Raw genomic sequence first — 18,827 nt, 5'->3', positions numbered from 1 at the left:
GCGCCTCGCCCTCTCGATTCTCTCGCTTCCTTCGATTCGCTGCCGTCGATTCCGTGGCTCCCGAGGATGGGCGACGGGCGTAGTGCTCACCCTGTATTCGGGTCCCCGGCGGCTTTCGGACGCAGCAGCCATGGGCGCAGGTTCCATGAAGACACCGCGGGCGACCGGGATCGTGGTCTCCGGCGTCCGGGAGTTCTGGTCCCGGATGGTCTCCAGCAGCGACGGAGCGCTGTCCGCTCACTGAAGGCAGCGCCGTCCAGCGGTCAGGCCGTCCGGTCCAGTTCCAGTTCCCGCTTGAGGTTGCGCAGCGTCTTCTCGATGTTGCGGGTCTGGAAGTCGGCGAAGGTACTGCCCGCGGTGGCGAGCCGGTCGAAGGTGTGGGCCACGAACGTCGGCCACGCGCGTCGGTCGTCGGTCCAGGTCTCCGTCACCCTCGTACCGTCGCCACTCGGCTCGAAGCGGTACTCCCAGGTGGCGATCGGGCCGCGCAGACGCGGTCGGTCGAGTCCGATCGCGTGGACGCGGAAGGCGAAGCGACGGCCGGGATCGGCTGCCGTGACCGTGCAGCGCGTCACCCACCGGAACCGTCCGCGCTTGTTGCGCCCGACGAAGGTCGAACCCAACGCGGCCGGTCCGTCGGCCGGTCCGGCCGTGGTCCCCAGGTTCTCCGGGCTCCAACGGCCCATGTCACCCGGGCAGCTGACGGCCTGATAGGCGACTTCGGGCGGGACGGCGATGACGACGCTGCTGTGCACCGTGAATACGCGGGCCAAGACACTGCCTCTCACCGGGAAAGCCTGCTACTGGCAAGTAGGAATGATGGCATGCGCGGCCGGCACCGTCACTGCCGCCCGTCACCGCCGTCCGCCCTGGCCGCCCGCGACGGCCGCCGGCCCGGTGATCGTGTGCGGGAAGCCGGTCAGCGTGCCGTGCGTCCATCGCGGCGGCGAGCCGGTCAGCGTGCCGTGCGTCCATCGCGGCGGCACGGCGGGAAGATCGGTCGTGGAGACCGCGTACGGACGTGCGCGGCGGTCAGCGAGGCCGGAGACGGCCCCGGTGGCGGATGCGCTGGAGCCGTCGGACGAGGAGAGTGCCTGTGGCCACCCCTAGCGGAGTACCGGATGTCCTGGTGGTCGGCGCCGGCCTCGCCGGTCTTGCCTGCGCCGCGGACCTCCTGAGCGGAGGCCTCGACGTCACGGTCCTGGAGGCGTCCGACGAGGTCGGCGGCCGCATGCGAACCGACCGCCACGAGGGCTTCCTCATCGATCGCGGCTTCCAGGTGTTCAACACCTCCTACCCTCAGGTGCGCCGCAGGCTTCCGCTGCGGGAGCTGCGGCTGCGGCCCTTCACGCCGGGAGTCCTCGTGCACACGCAGGACGGGACGCTGCGGTTCAGCGACCCGACCCGCAGCCCGACCGGCACGTCACGTGGTCTGCGCGATCTGCTCCCCGGACGGCTCGCGGGGACACGCGACCTCATCGCGCTGGGCGCACTGTCGGCGCGGGACATGCTCGCACCCGTACGACTGTTGAAGCACGGCGAGGACCGCACCACCCGGACCGAGCTCGCGGCGGCCGGATTCTCCGAGGAGTTCGTCGAACGCTTCTTCCGCCCCTTCCTTTCGGGCGTCTTCCTGGAGGACGAGCTGGAGACCTCGGGACGCTTCTTCCACCTCGTCTGGCGCAGCATGCTGCGCGGCACGCTCTGCCTGCCGGGGGAGGGGATCGGAGCGGTGCCGCGGCTGCTCGCCGCCGCGCTTCCGGCGGCGACCGTACGGCTCGGCACCGAGGTGGCGCGCCTGACGGACGACGGCGTCGAACTGGCCACGGGTGCCGAACTCCCGGCCCGTGCCGTGGTGGTGGCGACCGGTCCGGGGCCGGTCGCCCGTCTGCTGCCGGAGCTGGACATGCCCGCGTACCGGGTGGTGACGACCTACTACCACGCCGGTACACGCACCCCGCTCGCCGAACCCACCCTCCTCACCGACACGCGCGGGCGGTTCCTGAACACCTGCGTCCTCAGTGAGGTGGTACCCGGGTACGCGCCCGCGGGGATGTCCCTGATCGCGACCTCGGTGCTCGGTGAGGACGGCGCGGGCCGCGAACGCGCGGTCCGGGCCGCACTCGCCGAGGCGTACGACGCTGACACCGACGGCTGGGACCTGCTGACCGCGCGCACCGTGCCCGACGCGCTGCCCGCCATGTCGCCGCCACAGCCTCTCAGCCGCACCACCCGGGTCGCTCCCGGCCGGTATGTGTGCGGAGACCACCGGGCCACCGGATCGGTCCAGGGAGCTCTGGCATCGGGTGCACGCGCGGCCCGCGAGGTGTCCCGGGACCTCGGCCGCTAGGCGACGACCGTGACGTCGGCCGTGGCGCGGGGGACGAAGGCGCCGCGGGTGAGGTGTCACAGGGCCAGCAGCGCCTGCTCCACCACTTCGGTCAGGGCGGGATGGATGTACAGCACGTCCCGGGCGACCTGGTCCACCGTCATCCCCAAGGACATGGCCTGGAGCAGCGGTTGGATGAGCGTCGCGGCCTGGGGGCCGATGATGTGCGCGCCGAGGATCGTGCGATCGGCCGGGTCGGCCAGGATCTTGGCGAAGCTGGTGGTGTCCTCCAGGGCCCATCCGTACGCCGTGTCGGCGTAGTCACGGACGCTCACCAGGAAGTCCGTCCCGCGGCGCCGCGCGGCCTGCTCGGTCAGGCCGACACTCGCGATCTGCGGGCTGGTGAACACCGCGTGCGGAGCGACCGTGTTGGTGAGTGTGCGCACGTCGTCCGGGTGCAGCACATTGTGCTGCACGACCCGCGACTCGGCGTTCGCCATGTGCTTGAGCTGGAAGTGGTTCACCACGTCGCCCAGTGCCCAGACTCCCGGCACGGATGTCCGGTAGGCGCTGTCGGCGATGATGTGGCCGTGCTCGTCGAGTTCGAGTCCGCCGGCGAGGGCGTCCAGGCGGTCGGTGTTGGGCCGGCGGCCGACGCTCACCAGCAGCGTGGCGGCCTCGATGACCTGCTCGCCGCCGTCCGGGAGCCGCACGGTCACCGCCACGCCGTCGCCGTGCCGCGCGACGGAGGTGGTCGTGGCATCGAGCAGCACGCGATGGCGCCGTGCGGCGAGTTCGGTGAAGCGCGCCGACACCTGTTCGTCCTCCGCCATCAGCAGGCGCGGCCCGCGCTGCACGATCGTGACGTCGGTGCCGAAGGCGCTGAACACGTGACTGAACTCGGCCGCGATGAAGCCGCCGCCGAGCACGATCATGGACGGGGGTACCTCGTCGATCCGCATGACGGTGTCCGAGGTGTGGTAGTCCACCGTGTCCAGGCCGGGTATGTCCGGCACCACGGGCCGAGAGCCGATCGCGACGACGAACGTGTCGGCCGTTATCCGCTCGGCGCCGACCTGCAGCACCTTCGGGGCGACGAATCGCCCTTCCTCGGTGTACACGTCGACGCCGCTCTTCCTGCGGTACTCGATCCCGCTGTCATGGATCGGGTCGATACGGCGGAACACCCGGTCGCGGACGGTCTTCCAGTCGACGGGCGCCACGCTCGCGTGCACACCGAGACGCTCCGCGGCCAGCGCGTCCTCGACCGCGTCAGCGGTGAGGACGAACATCTTGCTCGGGATGCATCCCCGGTTGAGGCAGGTGCCGCCGAATCGGCCCGGTTCCACGATGGCGGTGCGGAGAGGGGCGAATTCCTCACTGAGCAGCATGTTGCCGCTGCCCGTCCCCAGGACGACGAGATCGTAGTGCCGCATGCCCGTCCGCCTTCCGTCGACGAAATACCGATCGAGCGAAATGCCGTTGCGGCTGGATACCGTTCCGGCGAGATATCGATCCGGAGAGATAACTGTTCGGCGAGATATCGATCCCGCGGCGCGTAGGGACGCCGGCTCAGGAATCCGCGCGCTTCGGCAGTCGCCAGTTCGGCCGCGGGAAGTGGCAGGTGTAGCCCTCGGGATAGCGCTGGAGATAGTCCTGGTGCTCGGGCTCGGCCTCCCAGAACGGGCCGGCCGGGACGACCTCCGTCACCACGGACCCCGGCCAGAGCCCTGACGCCTCGACATCGGCGATGGTGTCCTCGGCCACACGCTTCTGCGCGTCGCCGAGATAGAAGATCGCGGACCGGTAGTCGGCGCCGATGTCATTGCCCTGGCGGTTCTTCGTCGTCGGATCGTGGATCTGGAAGAAGAATTCCAGGATCGCGCGATAGCTGGTCACGTCCGGATCGAAAACTATCTCGATCGACTCGGCGTGCGTTCCGTGATTTCGGTAAGTGGCGTTCTCCGTGGTGCCGCCGCTGTATCCCACCCGGGTGCTCAATACGCCCGGCAGCGTCCGGACCAGTTCCTGCATTCCCCAGAAGCAGCCACCCGCGAGAAGCGCCGTTTCCTCATGAGTACTCAATTGGTCCCACTCCTTCAAGGCAATGAATAATTCGAGGTGTCACATAATCCGCACCGGCCCGACTGCGGCATCACATTCTACTGCTGTTCCGTGACCGACCGCCGGGTGGTACCGGAGGGGCAGAGGCGCACCGCGACGAGCGGGTGACCGACGACGAGCGGGTGGCCGGTGGTCGCCGGCCACCCGCTCGTCGCGGACAGGTGTGGGTCAGCCCGTGATGGAGTCCAGTTGCTCCGCCGCGGGGCGCAGGGCCCACAGGTCGCCGCCCGGCGGCTCCTCCAGGAGGGGCAGGGCCTTTCGCGCCCGCGTGTCTCCGGCGTCGGCGGCCGCGTGGACGACGTCGGTGGCCGCGTACCGGTAGAACTCGAGCTCCGGGTGTGGCCAGGCGGACGACGCGGTGGCGGCGGGCAGAAGGTAGTCGACCGCCTTGAACAGACTCTGTCCGTCCGGACCCCGGTACTGCCACAGGTTCACACCGACGTGCCGGCCGATGGCGGCGAGCCGCGTGTAGGCGACCAGGTCGAAGGTCGAGTAGTGCCAGCTGCGTGTACGGGCCAGCTCCTGGGGCTGGCTGCCGTCGCCGGCGATCTGCGGCGCGATGCGCCTGCTCCGCGAGTCCAGCACGGTCCGCCGGGCCAGGTCCCTGTCGCCGGTCGCGTAGGCGAGGGCCGCGAGCTGCATGTCGTAGAAGGTGCCGTGATTGTTGGCGGCGGCGCCCTCCTGCCGGCCGAACTCGCTGTTCTTGAGCCAGCCGAGGAAGTCGGTGTTCCACGTGGTCATACCGGTGCTGTCGGTCCTGCTCCAGCCCGGAGCACCGGTGTCCAGGATGGCGAGGGCGTCGAGGACGCTGGTGTAGGACTGCGAGAAGTCGATGATGCCGATGGCCCTGCCGTCGTACTTGCAGGGGATGAACTGCGCGTGGTCGAGGTTCGGGTTCATCCTCGTGGCCGGGGCGAGGAACCAGGTGCGCAGGATCTGCCCGGCCTTCTCGGCGTAGCGCTTCTCGCCGGTGTAGTACCAGGCGAGGGAGAGGTCGTAGGTGGCGTCGAACACCTTCTCGACATCCTGACGGTCGGTGCCGGTGTCGACCTCGGGATTGCGCTGGCCGTCGCGTTGCACGTACGGGCAGCCCCACGGGTTCTCGGCGGTCGGCGGCTGGGAGGGCCACCAGTACGGAGCCTGACTGAGATAGTCGTGGACATCGCCGCCCGGTGCGGGTCTGGGCTTGTCGACGACGGTCCACGGGCCCTGGCCGAGCCACCGGTCGGCGCGGTCCGCCAGCGCCTCGGCGGCTCGCCGCAGCCGGGGGTCGCCGTGATCCAGCCGGATCTTCGCCTGTTGCAGCCGAGTGCCGTCGAGCACGGCGGTGTGCGGCACTCGGGGCGCCGAGTGCGCCGGGTGCGCCGATGCGGCGGGTACGACCCCCGCGGTGAGCGCGGCCAGGACCGTCACGAGGACACCCAGGCGGGAACGCATGGTCATCGATCAACTCCGATCATGTCGGTGAACGCGACGCACCCACGCGGTGAGTCCGTCGCGCGAGCTCAACGCCCGGTCGGCGGAGCCTGCCGGTCCCGCAGCCCTCGCTGGGCCTCGTAGAGGTTCCGCGGCCGTACGGCGTCCGGGGCGCCGTACAGCTCCAGACGCGTGTGCAGGTCGCCGGTGAAGTCGCTGACGTCGATCTGGTCGAACTCCCTGACCTCGTCGATGGCCACGGTGGCGGAGTACGGGGCCAGGTTGTCGATCTTCACCAGGCCCGCCCGGCCGTTGGTGACGCGGATGTTCCAGTGCGTGAAGCGGGCGCCGAACAGGGGGCCGGCGCTCGCGTCACCACCGTGGCGCCCGTTGTTGTTCAGCGTGATGTCGGTGCGGACGTCGGCGAAGGGCAGACCGCGGTGGCTGTCGAACGTGCCCATCCGCATGTCACCCCGTGACCAGACGTTGTACGAGGACAGCCCCTCGACGTTGACGCCGTGCAGCTGGGTGGTGGCCGGCGCGGGAGTCGTCCGCTCCTCGATCGTGAAGTCCTCGATCAGGTTGTCGTGCGAGCCCTCGCGGCAGAAGTAGGGATGGTGGCTGCCACGGCCCGCGACCCGCGTCCGGCGCAGGGTGCAGGCGGACGCGGCGACCAGCCCGAACCCGTTGTCGACATGGCGGACCGTCACGTCGTCCACCCAGCAGTCGTACGCGCATTGCAGGACGACGCCGTTGTACCCCTTGTCGAGGAGGTGCGGCTGCTGCGGGGTCTCCACCGCCTGTACGGTCAGGCCCTCGACGCCCGAGCCGGTCAGCTCCGTCACGTGGGTGGTCAGCTGCGGATTCCACTCCGGGCGCGCGTCGAGCGGCAGGGGGCGCTCCAGCGTGACCCGCCGCCCCCGGACGCGGGTGATGCGCACCGGCCACTCGTAGGGGACGTACGAGGTCAGTTTCGTCTTGTCGTCCCAGAAGTACGCTTCCGGTCCCGGTCCGCCGCCCGCCATGTGCTCCAGGAGTGTGTGCGCGGAGTCGTCGACGAGGCGCAGCAGAACCAGCGCGCCCGGACGCAGTCCGGCGGGGTCGGTGACCGTCACGGTCCAGTCGCCCTGCCGCGCCGGTTCGATACCGGTGAGCGGCCGCCACTCGTCGCGCCGGTTGCCGGTCCAGCCCTCGAACGGCCACGCCTTCGCCCGGATCGCGGCGACGAGCGAGTTCCAACGCGCCTCGGGGGCCAGCCAGATGAGGCCGCCCGCCCAGGACCAGGACGACTTGTCGCCACCGTAGCGGGAGCCGTAGACGCCGATCAGCTCGGTCAGGTTCCGCGTCGCGAGGAGCGTCGTGCGGTCGCTGCCGGCGCCGCGCAGCACGACGTTCGAGTGACCGACGCGGATCACGTCGTCGATACGGAACGTCCCGGGCGGAAGGGTGACCGTGCCACCGCCGGCCCGTCCGGCGGCGGCGATGGCACGGTTGATCGCGGGGGCGGAGTCGGTGTCGGCGCCCGCCCGGGCCCCGAAAGCGCGTACGTCGTACACGCGGCGGTGGCGGAGGAAGCGAGCCGCGCCGGTGCGGCAGCCCGCACGCCCGACGTACGGGATCTGCGGGTGCGTGTACGGAGTTTCGGTGAACTCCCGCCAGAGAAGCGGGATTTCACCACGGGTGACGGGGATCGCGGCAGCCGTACCACTCACGGCGGCGGTGCCCACCGCCACGACCGCGGCGGTGCCGAGCAGGCCTCGTCTGGTGATCCCGGCGCGCCGGTCGTCGCTCCCGGTGCCGTGCGTGTCGGTCATGCCCGTCCCTCCTTGGAGATGAAGTCGCCTACATGAAGTCGCGTACGTAGCAGGTGTATTCATGTACATGAACAGCATTCATAACCGTGTCGGACGCGAGCATGGCACGGCTGCCCGGGGCCGGGAAAGTGGCGTGCAGGGGCCAACTCGCGGCGGGGCCATGGGGTGAAACCGGGTCGACGGCGATGATCGCGGTGGCCGATCATGTGTCTATGCCGCTGAGAGACACCCTTGCCCGAGTGGACACGGACCTGGCCGCCGGTCGAGTGCCCGCCGCGCGCCAGCGCCTGCGCGGGCTGGTGTCGTCCTTTCCGGACGACCTGACACTGCGCCGCCGCCTGGCCGAGGTGTACCGCCTGTACGGAGAGCCCGCGGAAGCCGGCCGCTGGATGTACCTCGAACAGGACCGGGACGCGGCCGAGACGTCCGCCTTCGAGGCGAGGCACCACACCGCTTTCCTGCGCATGCGGGCCCTCGCCTGGCGAGGGCCCGAAGAGCTTGCCTCGACGGCCTTCGCCAGGGAGCAGCTGGCGGCGGTGCGAACGGCCTGCTCCGAGGCGGTGGGACGCCCCGTCGACTGGGACGGCGATCTCGTCGGTGAGCGGGAGGACGGCGGGCGAGGCGCCCTTTCCGGATTCCTGGCAGCCACCGGATGCCTGGTCGCCCTCCTGGCGTTCCTCGCGATCTGGGTGTACGGACTCCTCGCCCTCTTCGGCTGACGCGAATCGCCAGGATTCCCCGTTCCTCGATCCACGGCCGTCGTGGATGCGGCCCGAAATACGTGCACGCTGTTACCGTCGGACGAGAGATATCGGTACACCGAATTCACCGTCCGGCGGCAGGCAGCCGCGTCTCCGGCCAGCAGTTATCGAGGTGTGGAACAGTGAGCGCAAACTCAGCGGGCGACGCCGATAAAGAACCGCGTTCCGAGGTCTGGAAGACCGCGGTGACGGTCATCCAGGACGTCAAACCGCCCCACATTCCGGACGGCGCCGCGGGTATGACCATTCTGGTCGAGTGGCCGCCTGGTGACCCCGGCACCCCTCCGCACCGTCACACGGGACCGGCGTTCGGGTATGTGCTCGAAGGCGAGGTGCGTTTCGAACTCGAAGGGGAGCCGGAACGCGTGGTCAAGGCGGGCGAGACCTTCTGGGAGCCCGGCGGTGACGTGATCCATTACCAGGACGGCAATGCCCGCACGGATGCCCGGTGCCGATTCGTCGTGACCATGCTGTGCGAGCCGGGCAAGCCCATGCTCACGCTCGTCGACGAGGCGGAACTGGCGCGACGGGCCCCGCTGCGTGCTCCGCGTCCCACGGACTGACCCGCGAACCGGAGGCCCCTCGGAATACTCTTCGCGTGGCGCACCGGGCGTAAAGGGCGGGAGTATTTCGGAGTGCGCGGCGGAGTTGTCGCGTAAGACGTGCTGCCCGCCCTTCGAGACATGCGGGAAATCCCCTCACCGCGCATCGCTCCATTGTTCACCGTGGGAAAGGCGAACAGTACCGTCGAGATGCAAAAGCCACTCCGAGATGGTGCGGCACCGGGGCGCCACGCTCGGTGACGGTCCGTGCCGCTCACACGGTCCTGGGGCCGAGTTCGGCACTCCGCGTGCGTGACCTCGGGCTCGGCGGGTACGTTGCCCAGACCATGGATGACTACGACCACCTGGACCTGGACGCCATCATTGCCGCGTCGGCGGAGCGCACCTCCGAGTGTCTCGCTCTGCTCATGCGGGAAGAGGCGCACGACCTGCTCGCGTTGCTCGCGGTCGTCGCGCAGGAGGACGCGACCGTGTCGCCGGAGGCGGACCGGCTGGCGCGCGAGATCGCTGTGCGCATCCCGTCGGAGAACTGACGCGGGGGTGATCCCGTCGCGCACCGCCGCTCGGCGCGCTGATCCGCATACCCCCGACTACAGTGAAACGGACGACGTGCCCCGTCCGGTCGCCCCCTGCTGCTGACCTCGTCCGACTTCCTCCGTGTCGTTCGCAGGGGGCGTGGCGTGACCTTTTACGTGCGGCTCGGGCACTGAACTCCAGCGAAGTACGGAGTTCCGGACCAGCACGAGAGGGACACGCGCATGTCCTTTGTCACTGCCCAGGACGGCACGAAGATCTTCTACAAGGACTGGGGATCGGGCCAGCCAGTCGTCTTCTCCCACGGCTGGCCGCTGACCGCCGACGCCTGGGACCCCCAGCTGAGACTGATGGCGGACAACGGCTTCCGCGCGATCGCCCACGACCGGCGTGGCGGCGGACGATCCGACCAGAGCTGGGACGGCAACGACCTCGACACCTACGCCGACGACCTCGCCGCGGTCATCGAGGGACTCGACCTGCGCGACGTCATCCTGGTCGGACATTCGACCGGCGGCGGTGAGGTCACGCGCTACATGGGCCGGCACGGTACGGGCCGTGTCGCCAAGGCCGTGCTGGTGGGCGCGATTCCGCCCCTGATGCTCAAGACGGACGCGAACCCCGAGGGCCTGCCGCTCAGCGTCTTCGACGAGATCCGCCAGGGGGTGGAGACCGACCGCTCCCAGTTCTACCAGGACCTCAGCGCCCCGTTCTACGGCGCCAACCGTGACGGGTCGACCGTCTCCCAGGGCACGCGTGACGAGTTCTGGCTCTGGAGCATGTCGGTGGGGATCAAGGGCGCCTACGACTGCGTCAAGGCGTTCTCCGAGACGGACACCACCGAGGATCTCAAGAAGATCGACGTCCCGACGCTGATCGTGCACGGCGACGACGACCAGATCGTTCCCATCGTGGCCGCGGGCGACAAGAGCTCCAAGCTGGTCAAGGGCGCGATCTACAAGGTCTACCCGGGCGCCCCGCACGGCCTGGCCATGGTGCCCAAGTTCGCCGAGCAGTTCAACGCCGACCTCCTTGAGTTCGCCCGGAGTTGAGCGACCAGGAGGACAACCTGCTTTCCGCGGGCGGCGGGTGAGCAACGCTCGCCCGAACCCCCGCCCGCGGAACGTCAGGCCGCCTCCTCACCGGCCCCCGGGAGCCTCGATCGCCAGGACGCGGTCGCGCAGCACCGGGAGTTCGGTGCGGATCCGGGCGACCTCGGCCAGATCGCAGTCCACCGTCACGGTCTCCGGCCCGGTGCCGGCCTCGCCCAGGACGGTTCCCCAGGGGTCGATGACCATGCTGTGTCCCCCCTGCTCCATGCCCCCGTGGGTCCCCACCGCGCAACAGGCCAGCAGAAAGACCTGTTCCTCCAGGGCTCTGGTACGCGTGAGGAGCTGCCAGTGGCCGGACCGTGCCGCGGGCCACGCGGCGGGCACCACGATCAGCTCCGCGCCCGCGTCGAGCAGGCCCCGGAAGAGTTCGGGGAAGCGAAGGTCGTAGCAGATGGCGAGGCCGATCACACCGATGTCGGTGGGTACGGTGACGAGGTCGCGACCGCCGCCCATCAGGGTCGCCTCCCCGGTGTCGAAGCCGTACCGGTGCACTTTGCGGTAGCGGCCGCGCAGCTCACCGGCCCGGTCGAAGAGCAGAGCGGTGTTGTACAGCGTCCCGTCCCTGTCCCGCTCCACGATCGACCCGGCATGGAGCCAGACCCGGGCCGCGCGGGCGGCGGCGGACATGACCTCGGCGGTGGGGCCGTCGACCGGTTCGGCGTCGGACGCCCAGCGGTCGTACGACCAGGCGCCGGCCGCCCACAGCTCCGGCAGGACCACCAGATCGTCACCGGTCCGGCCGCGGACCAGCGACGCCGCCCGGCGCCGGCGGTCGTCGGCGGAGTCCGGCGAGTCCACGGACAGCTGGATCAGCGAGACGCGCATGGCTGCCACCTCCGAGACCGTCTTCACGGCCTGAGCGAGACCCTCTTCACGGCCCGAGCGAGACCGTCTTCACGGCCCGAGGGGAGAACCTGTTCCCTACGAGCCTAGGGACCCCGTCGGCCCGTCGCGCGTCCTGCCCGGGGAGGGCCCGGCGTCGGCGGCTCGCTCATCAAGGTGACGCCCGCGCGGATCCTTCGGGTCGTGACCGATCTCATCGGATTCCCGGATGCATGATGGCAGCCCATGGCCGCCCGTCCGCCGCCCTTCGCAGGGCATGGGGGTTCAGCTTGTCCGTACACGCCCGTCGCACCCGGACCACCATCGGATCCGCGCTCGCCACGCTCGCACTGGCGGCGGGATGCACCGCGCCGGATACCGGGACGAGCGCACTCGGCCGTCCGCGGACGGCGACCGCCTCCCTGCCGAGCGTGTCCCCGTCGCCGGCCCTCACCGCGCCGGCGACGGAGGATCTGCGCGATCCCCCGGAGGTCCTGAGCAGCAACGGACTGCTCAGGACCAGGATCGTCGTCGAGCGCAGGAAGGTGCGCCTGGCGGGCCGCGATCTGTGGGCCCTGACGTACAACGGGATGTACATGCCGCCCACGCTGCGGCTGCGACCAGGGGACCGCATGGAGGTCTCCTTCGCGAACAAGCTCGACCAGCAGACGAACCTGCACGTGCACGGCATGCATGTCTCACCCGTCGGCAATTCGGACAACGTCTTCCTCAAGATCGAGCCTGGGAAGTCGTTCACCTACAAGTACGCTTTCCCCAAGAGCCTGGAGCCGGGCACGTATTGGTACCACCCGCACCCGCACACGCTCTCCGCCGCCCAGACCGCCGGCGGCATGGCCGGCCTGATCGTGGTCGACGGTCTCGACACGTATCTGCCCGCGGCGCTGCGCGGGATCACTCAACACGTCGTCGCGCTCAAGGACTTCCAACTCGTGGGAGACGACGTCAAGACCACGGACCTCAAGATCGGCGCCCCCACGACACGTACCGTCAACGGGCAGCTCGATCCACGGATCCGGATCAGGCCCGGCGAGACGCAGCTGTGGCGCCTCGCGAACATCGGGGCCAACATCTTCTACAAAGTGGCGCTGCCGGGCACCAGGTTCCACGTCGTCGCCCAGGACGGCTACCCGGTCAACAAGGTCTACTCCGTCGACTCCTTGGTCATCCCCGCAGGCGCCCGCTACGACGTGCTCGTGCAGGGCCCGAAGGCCGGGGTGTCGGAGCTGCGGACCCTCCCGTACGACACCGGCAAGGCCGGCAACCGGTTTCCCGGGGTGACACTGGCCACGGTCCGTTCCGAGGGCGAACCGATGCGGCCGGTGGCCCTGCCCACGGCCTTCGCCCCGGTGGACGACCTCGGTGACGAGCCCGTCGCGGGACGCAAGACGGTCACCTTCACGGAGAACAAGGCGGGCACGCTCTTCTACATCAACCACAAGCAGTTCGACCATCACCGCGTCGACTTCCGGGCCAGACTCAACACCGTCGAAGAGTGGACGATCAAGAACGACAGCGACGAGGTCCACTCGTTCCACATCCACACCAACGACTTCCAGGTGATGAGCATCAACGGCGAGCCGCAGACCAACTACGGTCTGCGGGACACCGTCGACGTCCCGCCGCGCGGAACCATGGCCGTCCGGATCCGGTTCCTCGACTATCCGGGCAGGACCGTCGTGCACTGCCACATCCTCAACCACGAGGACGCGGGGATGATGGCGGTGCTCCAGATCGACAAGTGACCGCGCCGACCACGGTGGTGCGACGCCCCTGACGTGCCGTCGGTGGACTGGAAGTGTGTCTCGCGGTCCGTTCTGGTTTGCCCAGGTTTGCCGGAGGTCATATCGGCCAGAGTGTGACCGCACCGACTTTTGACAAGGGGCATCCTGTGGCGACCGTCAGCGACGCTTTCTACGACATCCTCCGTCATCACGGGGTGAAGGCGGTGTTCGGCAACCCGGGATCGAACGAACTGTCGTTCCTGACCGGGCTTCCGGATGACATCCCGTACTACCTGGTGTTGCAGGAGGGCGCGGCGATCGGCATCGCGGACGGTTTCGCCCAGGCCTCCGACTCGACCGGATTCCTCAACCTGCACGCCGCGTCGGGCACCGGAAACGCGATGGGGTGCATGACCAACACGGCCAGTTGCCACACGCCGATGGTCGTCATGGCCGGCCAGCAGTCGCGACGGTACGTGCCGGTCGGCGCGATGCTCACCAACGTGGACCCCGTCAAGCTCTGCGACCCGCTGGTGAAGTGGTCCGGTGAGCCGTTGCGTCCCCAGGACGGCCCGGCCCTGGTGTCCAAGGGGCTGATGCTCGCCGACTCCGCGCCCCGGGGTGTCGTCTATCTGTCCGTGCCGCTGGACGACTGGACCGAACCGGCCGAGGACAACGCGCTGCGGCTGCTGCTCGACCGCACCACGCACGGAGACCCGGTGGTGCCGCAGCGGTCCCTGGACGCGCTGGTCGCGGCGCTGGACGGTGCCTCATCGCCCGCCCTGGTGCTCGGGCCGGGTGCCGACACCGAGGAAGGCTTCCAGGCCGCCGTCGAGCTGGCCGAACGGGCCCACCTGCCCGTCTGGATCGCGCCCAGCCCGCCCCGCGCGCCGTTCCCCACCCGACACCGCTGCTATCAGGGGCAGTTGCCCTCCTCCGCGGGCGCCATCGCCGACGTACTCGCGTCGTACGACGTCGTGGTCTGCTTCGGAGCACCGGTCTTCCGCTACCACGCGCCCAGCGACGAGGACTTCCTGGCCCCGGGCATCAGCGTGTACGCGGTGACCGACGACCCCGACGAGGCGGCACGCGCGCCCTTCGGGCACATCTCCGTCGGCGATCCCTCGGACGCGCTCGTCCGGGTCGCCGCCACCGTCGCCGAGAGCGACCGTCCCTGGCCGCCGACGCGCACCCTCGCCGAGGCCGACACCGGTGGACCGCACTTCACGACCGAGGCGATCCTGGACGCGATCGACCGGGGGAAGAACGACGACACGGTCATCGCGCTGGAGTGGACCTCGGCCGACCTGGCGCGCGACCGCCTGACCATCAGCAGGCCCAAGTCGCTGTTCTACCCGGCCGCAGGCGGGCTCGGCTGGGGTCTCCCGGCGGCCATCGGACTGAAACTCGGCTGCCCGGAGCGCCCCGTCGTCGCCCTCCTCGGCGACGGCGCCATGCAGTACACCACGTCCGGTCTGTGGACCGCGATGCGCCACCAGGTACCCGTGACCTTCGTGGTCTGCACGAACACCAAGTACCGCGCGCTCGAGGAGTTCTCCGAGCTCCTGCACGTGCCGAAGGGGGAGTACCTCGACATCTCCGGCCTCGGCGTCCTGGACATCGCCCGCGGCTACGGCCTCGAGGTGCACCGTGCCGAGTCGCTGGAGGACCTCACCGAGTACGTACGGCAGGGCATGACCGCGACCGGACCACGGCTCGTCGAGGTCCTCCAGAGCTGACCGGCGGCCGCTCAGATCTCGGTGCCCGGCCGTGCCTGGGGGCCACGCGGGCCGTAGTCGAGCGCGGCCGACTTGTGGCCTCCTCGGACGAGGTCGGCCGGGGCGTCGAACATGTCCATCCGCAGTTCGATGAAGACCAGGCCGTCGTGGTGCGTGGTGAGGGCGTGGTCCAGTTCGTCGGCCGTCTCGACGACGAAGCTCCGCGCGTTGCCGGAAGGCTTCAGCACCTCGGGAAGTCCCGCGTAGTTCCAGTTCGCCACGTCGTTGTACCGCGCGTCCTTCCCCAGGATCGTGCGCTCGATCGTGTACCCGCGGTTGTTGATGAGGAAGATCACGGGCTTGAGGTCGTGCCGCAGGATCGTGGACAGCTCCTGGGCGGTGAGCTGGAAGGAACCGTCGCCGACGAACAGCAGGTGACGCCGTTCGGGTGCCGCGATGAGCGTGCCCAGCAACGAGCCCACCGTGTAACCGATCGATCCCCACACCGCCTGGGTGACGAAGGTGCAGCCCCGCGGAAGTCTCAGTCCGCCGCAGCCCGCGACCGCCGTGCCGTCCTCGGCGATGATGACGTCGCCCTCGCGCAGGAACCCCTGGACGGCCCGCCACAGTGCCGACTGGGTCAGACGTCCCTCCTCGTCCGGTGGGCTCTGCTCCGCGGTCGGCGCGGGGTAGGCCGCCCGGCTCGCGATGGCGGTGGCCGGCAGCATCCGGACGACTTCGGCCAGTAGGTCACGTAGTGTCACCGCTTGGTAGTTCACGCCGTTCACGTCCACCGAGTAGGCGCGGACGTCGATCGTGTTCTGCGGGAGCCGGGACGCGAAGAATCCCGTGGTCGAATCGATGTTGCGGTAGCCGATCGCCACAGCGCAGTCGCTGTTCTCGACGATCTCGCGGGCCGTCGGGCTGCCCGGGTAACTGCCGCAGAAGGTCGGGTGTTCTTCGTCGATGACGCCCTTGGCGGTGTTCACCGTGGCCACAGGGATGCCCCGCAGGTCGCTCAGGGCGGTCACGAGGTCGCCCACACCGAAGCGGTCGGCGTCCAGGTCGACGACGATGGCGGGCCGTTGCGCCTCGGCCAGCCGCCGGACGACGGCACCCGACGCCGAGCGGAGCCGCTCCCGGTCGCTGGCGGGCAGCGACATGTCGATCGGCCCCTCGGGAGCGGGCACTTCGAGATAGGAGATGTCCGACGGGACCTCCATGTACACGGGCAGTTTCAACCGCCAGGCCGTGTCCAGGAGTCGGTCGATCTCCCGCACGGCGTTCTGCGGTGTCAGTTGTGCCTGGGCCGCCGTCACCTCGGCGAAGGCGCGCAGGAACGCGTTCTGCGAACCGTCCGCGAAGGAGTGGTGCATCAACAGCCCGCGATCGCTCACCACTCGCGGCAGCGATCCCGTCACGCAGATGAGCGGTACGTGTTCGCTGTACGCGCCGGCGACGCCGTTGATGGCGCTCAGGGCACCGACTCCGTGCGTCACGACGACGGCACCGAGACCGTTCAGCCGCGCGTAGCCGTCAGCGGCGTAGGCCCCGTTCAGTTCGTTGCAGGTGCCGACCCACACCGGGTCACCCGCGTCCTCCAGCTGTTGCATGAGTCCGAGGTTGAAGTCGCCCGGGACACCGAACAGATGGGTCACCCCCGCTTCACGGAAGCGGCGCAGCAGGAACTCGCCGATCGTCGTCCTCGACGGGTCGTCCGGCATGATCGGCCTTCTTTCGACGAGTTGGCGCGGAGCGCCGAGGCGGAGACGTGTCTGCCGTCGGCCGCTACGCCCTCCGCCGCTCGCTTGCGCCCTATGCCACCCCTTCAAGTCAACGCCTCTCCCTGGACGGTCGCCACCTGAGACGCGCGCGGCCGAGCATGCGGTCCTGAACAGAGCGAGCCCGCCCCGGATGTCGCGTTCCGGGACGGGGTGTCATGGGTGGCCGTGTGGCCGTCAAGCCAGCAGCGCGGAGGCCTCGTGCCACAGGTCGGCGACCACCTGGCCCGCCGGCTTCGCGGTGGCCAGCGCGGCGCTCTGACCGGCCCAGTGGTTGGCGCGGTCGACGCCGCTCGTGCCACCCTGCCGCCACTCGTCGACGAGTCGCAGTTGATCCGGAAACGGTGCGGGTCCCGCCGCGCCGGGCTCGCTCCACGCCGTGACATAGGGGGTGGCCACCGCCCTGGCCAGCCGTCCGGTGTAGGCGCGGGTGGTCATCGTGGCGTCCGGGGCCAGACCGCTCAGCGCAGCTGTCCATTCCGCGCTGGTGCCTGTCTCCGGGCAGGGCAGCAGGACGGTTCCCACCTGGACCGCGCTGGCGCCCAGGGTCAGCGCGGCGGCCACTCCGCGGCCGTCGGCGATGCCGCCCGCGGCCACGATCGGCACCCGCAGGTGATCGGCGAACCAGGGAAGCAGGGCGAACAGTCCGACATCGGTCTGCTCGGCCTTCTCCTGGTCGAAGCAGCCACGATGGCCGCCCGCCTCCATTCCCTGGGCCACGACCGCGTCCGCGCCGGCCTCTTGGGCGGCGAGCGCCTCGTCGAGCGTGGTGGCACAGGCGAACCAGGCGATGCCCTCGTCGTGGAGGCGGCGTACATAGGCCGGTTCGAAGAGACCCATGATGGACGAGACCACGGTCGGGCGGGCCGCGAGCATGGCCTCACACTGGTCCTGGAACACGGGCGGAGCGGCCTGCCCCGACGGCCGGCCCGGAGCGCCGAACCGGCCCAGGAACGCCCGTGCGTCCGCTACGAGACGCCGTCGCGTCTCCGGATCGGGGCCGCTCCGCTCGGGAATCCAGACGTTCAGTTGAAAGGCGCCGGTGGCTCGGGACCTGAACCGGTCCACCCATGCCGCGATCTCGACCGGCGTGCTCCGCAGTACCCCGGCGGCCCCCATCCCCCCGGCCTGTGCCACCGCCACGGCGAGGTCCGCGGGGGAGGACCCCGCCATCGGCGCCTGGACGATCGGCAGCCGCATCCCGAACCTGTCACAGAACGTGCGTGCTCGTTGCCGTCCTGTCATCGCCAGGCTCCTTGCCGAGATCCGGGCCACTTCGATCGCCGTGTCATCGCGAGAACTGTTGGGTCAATTTTCCCATACTGGGTGGTTTTTCTCGTTCGGCCTGATCCGGTCGGTTCATCAAGCCGGCATCCGTGAACCAGTCGGTTCATCGATGGGGTGACGACCGGCGACCTGGACCGTCCGAGGGTCCCTGTCCGCCCGTAATGTTGCCGTATGACGGATGCGCGTGCGGAGGCGATGTCCCGGTCCGGTACCGACCGGTTGATCACGCTGTCCGACGGCATCTACGCCATCGCGATGACGCTGCTCGTACTCGACTTGCGGATTCCGCCGAACCTGGACAGCGGCGCGTTTCATCAGGCGCTGCGGGAGACCTGGCCCAACTTCGGTGCCGCCGCACTCAGTTTCGCCGTCCTCGCCGGCTTCTGGCGCGACCAGCGCCGCATCCTCGCGCCGCTGACCGCTGTCGGCCCCCTGGTCACCCGTCTCACGCTGCTCGGGCTCGGGCTGGCGGCGGTACTGCCGTTTCCCACCGTGCTCCTGGCCGAATACTCGGCACACCCCGAGACCATCGCGCTCTACGCGGGCACCATCGCCGCCGTGGACGCCGTCCATGTCGCCGTGCTGCTGCTCACTCAGCGACAGGCGCACCCGTCATCCACGGCACCCGCGTTCGGCGACCGTCGAAGGTTCACCGCGCAGCTCGTCGCCAGTGCCGCGATCTTCTCCGTGTCCATCCCTGTCGCCCTCTACGACACGAAGGCCGCCATGCTGACGTGGCTCGCCGTGATCCCCGCGCACCACCTCCTCGCCCGTCGCGAGCGCGACGCACATACCTGAGGTCGGCGGTCCCGCTCGTCCGCGTG

The 18,827-nt window shown here is 69.6% G+C and carries 17 protein-coding genes; 8 read left to right on the top strand and 9 right to left on the bottom strand.

Features of this window, described 5'->3' with window-relative positions:
* Positions 1-263: 263 nt before the first annotated feature.
* Positions 264-773: an SRPBCC family protein gene (locus ACWCQK_RS10915; RefSeq protein ID WP_451154624.1), complete on the bottom strand. Its 510-nt coding sequence runs from the start codon at positions 771-773 to the stop codon at positions 264-266.
* A gap of 81 nt (positions 774-854) precedes the next feature.
* The gene (locus ACWCQK_RS10910; protein ID WP_451154204.1) at positions 855-986 is read right to left on the bottom strand and encodes a hypothetical protein; all 132 of its coding nucleotides are present in this window, start codon (positions 984-986) and stop codon (positions 855-857) included.
* Positions 987-1,063: 77 nt separating this feature from the next.
* Here ACWCQK_RS10910 and ACWCQK_RS10905 point away from each other — a divergent pair, with 77 nt between their 5' ends.
* The gene (locus tag ACWCQK_RS10905) at positions 1,064-2,350 is read left to right on the top strand and encodes an NAD(P)/FAD-dependent oxidoreductase (protein WP_451154202.1); all 1,287 of its coding nucleotides are present in this window, start codon (positions 1,064-1,066) and stop codon (positions 2,348-2,350) included.
* 56 nt (positions 2,351-2,406) lie between these two features.
* On the opposite strand, the gene ACWCQK_RS10900 is transcribed toward ACWCQK_RS10905, so the two are convergent.
* From ACWCQK_RS10900 to ACWCQK_RS10885, 4 genes are all read right to left on the bottom strand, one after another.
* Positions 2,407-3,765 (bottom strand): mycothione reductase, encoded by a 1,359-nt coding sequence (locus ACWCQK_RS10900; protein WP_451154200.1) that lies wholly within the window; start codon positions 3,763-3,765, stop codon positions 2,407-2,409.
* Between the two features lie 136 nt (positions 3,766-3,901).
* Positions 3,902-4,414, bottom strand: coding sequence for a peptide-methionine (S)-S-oxide reductase MsrA (msrA, locus tag ACWCQK_RS10895; RefSeq protein ID WP_451154198.1), 513 nt, complete (start codon positions 4,412-4,414; stop codon positions 3,902-3,904).
* 207 nt (positions 4,415-4,621) lie between these two features.
* Complete coding sequence (locus ACWCQK_RS10890; protein ID WP_451154196.1) at positions 4,622-5,896, bottom strand: alginate lyase family protein; 1,275 nt, start codon at positions 5,894-5,896, stop codon at positions 4,622-4,624.
* Between the two features lie 62 nt (positions 5,897-5,958).
* On the bottom strand, positions 5,959-7,683 hold the full coding sequence (locus ACWCQK_RS10885) for a glycosyl hydrolase family 28-related protein (RefSeq protein ID WP_451154194.1): 1,725 nt from the start codon (positions 7,681-7,683) through the stop codon (positions 5,959-5,961).
* A gap of 212 nt (positions 7,684-7,895) precedes the next feature.
* On the opposite strand from ACWCQK_RS10885, the gene ACWCQK_RS10880 reads away from it, so the two are divergent.
* The 4 genes from ACWCQK_RS10880 (at position 7,896) to ACWCQK_RS10865 (ending at position 10,593) form a co-directional block, all read left to right on the top strand.
* Complete coding sequence (locus ACWCQK_RS10880; protein ID WP_451154192.1) at positions 7,896-8,402, top strand: DUF6584 family protein; 507 nt, start codon at positions 7,896-7,898, stop codon at positions 8,400-8,402.
* 227 nt (positions 8,403-8,629) lie between these two features.
* Positions 8,630-9,007, top strand: coding sequence for a cupin domain-containing protein (locus ACWCQK_RS10875; protein ID WP_451154622.1), 378 nt, complete (start codon positions 8,630-8,632; stop codon positions 9,005-9,007).
* 326 nt (positions 9,008-9,333) lie between these two features.
* Entirely contained in the window at positions 9,334-9,540 is a 207-nt protein-coding gene (locus tag ACWCQK_RS10870) for a DUF6417 family protein (protein ID WP_451154190.1), read from the top strand.
* A 225-nt stretch (positions 9,541-9,765) separates the two neighbouring features.
* Positions 9,766-10,593 carry an alpha/beta fold hydrolase gene (locus ACWCQK_RS10865; protein ID WP_451154188.1) on the top strand — a complete coding sequence of 276 codons (828 nt, stop codon included), beginning with the start codon at positions 9,766-9,768 and terminating at the stop codon, positions 10,591-10,593.
* Between the two features lie 87 nt (positions 10,594-10,680).
* Here ACWCQK_RS10865 and ACWCQK_RS10860 read toward each other — a convergent pair whose 3' ends face one another.
* Positions 10,681-11,478 carry a carbon-nitrogen family hydrolase gene (locus ACWCQK_RS10860; RefSeq protein ID WP_451154186.1) on the bottom strand — a complete coding sequence of 266 codons (798 nt, stop codon included), beginning with the start codon at positions 11,476-11,478 and terminating at the stop codon, positions 10,681-10,683.
* Between the two features lie 287 nt (positions 11,479-11,765).
* Here ACWCQK_RS10860 and ACWCQK_RS10855 point away from each other — a divergent pair, with 287 nt between their 5' ends.
* Complete coding sequence (locus ACWCQK_RS10855) at positions 11,766-13,238, top strand: multicopper oxidase family protein (RefSeq protein WP_451154184.1); 1,473 nt, start codon at positions 11,766-11,768, stop codon at positions 13,236-13,238.
* A 146-nt stretch (positions 13,239-13,384) separates the two neighbouring features.
* Positions 13,385-14,956 carry a benzoylformate decarboxylase gene (gene mdlC, locus ACWCQK_RS10850; protein WP_451154182.1) on the top strand — a complete coding sequence of 524 codons (1,572 nt, stop codon included), beginning with the start codon at positions 13,385-13,387 and terminating at the stop codon, positions 14,954-14,956.
* 11 nt (positions 14,957-14,967) lie between these two features.
* Here mdlC and ACWCQK_RS10845 read toward each other — a convergent pair whose 3' ends face one another.
* Positions 14,968-16,659: an alpha-keto acid decarboxylase family protein gene (locus ACWCQK_RS10845; RefSeq protein WP_451154180.1), complete on the bottom strand. Its 1,692-nt coding sequence runs from the start codon at positions 16,657-16,659 to the stop codon at positions 14,968-14,970.
* A gap of 234 nt (positions 16,660-16,893) precedes the next feature.
* On the bottom strand, positions 16,894-17,961 hold the full coding sequence (locus ACWCQK_RS10840; RefSeq protein ID WP_451154178.1) for an NAD(P)H-dependent flavin oxidoreductase: 1,068 nt from the start codon (positions 17,959-17,961) through the stop codon (positions 16,894-16,896).
* Positions 17,962-18,174: 213 nt separating this feature from the next.
* Between ACWCQK_RS10840 and ACWCQK_RS10835 the strand changes: the two genes are divergently transcribed.
* Positions 18,175-18,801: a TMEM175 family protein gene (locus tag ACWCQK_RS10835; protein WP_451154176.1), complete on the top strand. Its 627-nt coding sequence runs from the start codon at positions 18,175-18,177 to the stop codon at positions 18,799-18,801.
* Positions 18,802-18,827: the final 26 nt, after the last annotated feature.

The sequence above is a fragment of the Streptomyces sp. NPDC002306 genome (assembly GCF_053593435.1).
Note: the sequence above shows the minus strand (reverse complement) of the source record. Positions and strands in the feature narration are given on the sequence as shown.

Excerpts from the sequence above, each read along its gene's own strand:
- ACWCQK_RS10905 (WP_451154202.1), top strand. The coding sequence starts at position 1,064 with ATGCGCTGGAGCCGTCGGACGAGGAGAGTGCCTGTGGCCACCCCTAGC.
- ACWCQK_RS10900 (WP_451154200.1), bottom strand. The coding sequence starts at position 3,765 with ATGCGGCACTACGATCTCGTCGTCCTGGGGACGGGCAGCGGCAACATG.
- ACWCQK_RS10890 (WP_451154196.1), bottom strand. The coding sequence starts at position 5,896 with ATGACCATGCGTTCCCGCCTGGGTGTCCTCGTGACGGTCCTGGCCGCG.
- ACWCQK_RS10885 (WP_451154194.1), bottom strand. The coding sequence starts at position 7,683 with ATGACCGACACGCACGGCACCGGGAGCGACGACCGGCGCGCCGGGATC.
- ACWCQK_RS10880 (WP_451154192.1), top strand. The coding sequence starts at position 7,896 with ATGCCGCTGAGAGACACCCTTGCCCGAGTGGACACGGACCTGGCCGCC.
- ACWCQK_RS10870 (WP_451154190.1), top strand. The coding sequence starts at position 9,334 with ATGGATGACTACGACCACCTGGACCTGGACGCCATCATTGCCGCGTCG.
- ACWCQK_RS10865 (WP_451154188.1), top strand. The coding sequence starts at position 9,766 with ATGTCCTTTGTCACTGCCCAGGACGGCACGAAGATCTTCTACAAGGAC.
- ACWCQK_RS10860 (WP_451154186.1), bottom strand. The coding sequence starts at position 11,478 with ATGCGCGTCTCGCTGATCCAGCTGTCCGTGGACTCGCCGGACTCCGCC.
- ACWCQK_RS10845 (WP_451154180.1), bottom strand. The coding sequence starts at position 16,659 with ATGCCGGACGACCCGTCGAGGACGACGATCGGCGAGTTCCTGCTGCGC.
- ACWCQK_RS10840 (WP_451154178.1), bottom strand. The coding sequence starts at position 17,961 with ATGACAGGACGGCAACGAGCACGCACGTTCTGTGACAGGTTCGGGATG.
- ACWCQK_RS10835 (WP_451154176.1), top strand. The coding sequence starts at position 18,175 with ATGACGGATGCGCGTGCGGAGGCGATGTCCCGGTCCGGTACCGACCGG.